At 55.7% G+C, this 2,079-nt stretch carries 2 protein-coding genes; both read right to left on the bottom strand.

Features of this window, described 5'->3' with window-relative positions; genetic code table 11:
- Positions 1-128: 128 nt before the first annotated feature.
- The gene (locus tag IQ254_RS30895) at positions 129-425 is read right to left on the bottom strand and encodes a nitrogen fixation protein NifZ (protein ID WP_193969961.1); all 297 of its coding nucleotides are present in this window, start codon (positions 423-425) and stop codon (positions 129-131) included.
- Between the two features lie 59 nt (positions 426-484).
- Positions 485-2,053, bottom strand: coding sequence for a nitrogenase molybdenum-iron protein subunit beta (gene nifK, locus IQ254_RS30890; protein WP_193969960.1), 1,569 nt, complete (start codon positions 2,051-2,053; stop codon positions 485-487).
- Positions 2,054-2,079: the final 26 nt, after the last annotated feature.

The raw sequence follows: 2,079 nt of genomic DNA, 5'->3' as shown, positions 1-2,079 counted from the left end.
GGGAGTGGGTGTGTGGGTGGGAGGGGTGGGTGAGGAGTGCCATGGGAGGGCCTCAGGGTTAGCAATTTACGATTTTGGATTTTGGATTGCCCCAATCAAAAATCGGCAATCAAAAATCTAAAATCGATTTACCAGTCTTCTTGTTCAATCAGAGGTTTATAGTCTTCGTCGATCAGTTCCAGCTCTTTGCTCAGGCAACCGACGACAAAGTTACTTTCAATGAAATGCACCGAGTAAATGTAGGCTCGCTGCAGGTAGGTGCCGATGCCGACGACATAGCCGACGTCACCTTTTTTGGCCAGATGAAAGCCGATGTCTTTGCCGGGAAAGGTGCCGTCGTTGCGAAGCACTTTAAGGCTGCGGACGCGGGTGCCCATATCGAAAATAGGTGGACTATCGAGTTCAACTTCTTCGCTGAGTTTCATGGTGTTTTCCAGGGGGTGTGTAGGGGCACAGCATGCTGTGCCCCTACGGGGTACTGGGCCTAACGGATCAAGTCAAAGGAGATGTCCGTCTTCGCCGGGATGATGGTCTTGCGATCGAGCTCATCGAGGATGGTGTTGACAATCCAGTTGAACTGGTTGATCGCGCCCTGGTAGCCCAGGGTGGGGTAGCGGTGCATGTGGTGCCGGTCAAAGATCGGGTAGCCAATGCGCACCAGCGGGGTGTGGGTGTCACGCCAGAGGTACTTGCCGTAGCTGTTGCCGATCAGCAGATCGACGGGCTCGGTGAACATCAGCGATCGCAGGTGCCACAGATCTTTCTTGCCCCAGATGGTGGCCTCCTGGCCGTAGGGGCTGTTGGTCAGCACTTCCTTCAGTTCCGCCTCAAACCCTTCGTTGGAGTTGGTGACCACGATATGGACCGGTTCAGCGCCCATTTCTAGCAAGAACTGGGTGATGCCAAACACATGGTCGGGGTCGCCGTAGAGGGCGATGCGCTTGCCGTGAATCCAGGCCTGGGAGTCGGTCATGGCGTCCACGGCGCGGCCCCGCTCCTGCTGGAGTTCCTGGGGAATCGCTTTGCCCGTGACGGCAGAAAGGGCCATCAGAAACTCGTCGGTACCCTTGATACCAAAGGGGCGGAAGTTGTAGGTCTTTTGACCCCACTCCTTGGAGATGTACTCCTGGGTCTTGGGCGTGGTGTACTTCTGGAAGAAGAAGCTACCCTCGGCGTTGATCGAGTCACCGGCTTCTTCCAAAGTGGTCAACCCGTTGTACATCTTGAATTCGCCCGTGTTGGGAGAATCAAAGGTGTCGGAGTTGTCTGACAGGATGGTGTAGTCGATGCCAAACAGACCCAGGATGCGCTTTAGCTCGCGGATGTTGCCGATGTAGGGGTCAAAGCCCAGGTTGAAGTTGAACTTGCCGTTGGTGGTGTCGGCTTTCTTACCCTTAGTCAACGTCTTGAGGATGCTGACCAGCATGTTGTCGTAGCCGGTGATGTGGGAGCCCACAAAGCTCGGTGTATGGGCCGCAGGAACGGGTAAGTCAGCCGGGATCAGTTCCTCATTCTTAGCCGTTGTGATGTAGGCACCGATGTCATCACCAATTACCTCGGCCATGCAGGTGGTGCAGAGGGCAATCATCTTGGGCTTGTACAACTCGTAGGAGTTTTGCAGGCCCTGCTTCAGGTTGCTGAGGCCACCAAACACCGCCGCATCTTCCGTCATGGAAGAGGACACCGCCTGGAAGGGCTCTTTGTAGTTTCTAGTCAGGTGGGTGCGGAAGTAGGCAACGCAGCCCTGGGAACCGTGGCTGTAGGGCAGGGTGCCCTCAAAGCCCGAGGCCACAAAGAGAGAGCCGAGGGGTTGGCAGGCCTTGGCGGGGTTGATGGTCAGAGCTTCGCGGGCGAAGTTCTTTTCCCGATATTCCCAGCCTTTGGTCCATTCAGCGGTTTCGGCGACGAGGTCGCGATCGTGGGCTCCTTCAAACTGGCGCTTGTACTCAAATAACTCTTGATACTGGTCGGTGTGGAACAGGTCGAAGTGATCCTGGATTTTACCCGGCACAGAGGCATTCTCTGGCACTTGGGGGTTGGTGTTCTCAGTCATGACTTTCTCCTTGGGAGGGGGAGGTG

Source organism: Nodosilinea sp. LEGE 07088, from assembly GCF_015207395.1.
GTDB lineage: Bacteria > Cyanobacteriota > Cyanobacteriia > Phormidesmidales > Phormidesmidaceae > Nodosilinea.
This window is presented reverse-complemented; position numbering and strand designations above follow the sequence as displayed.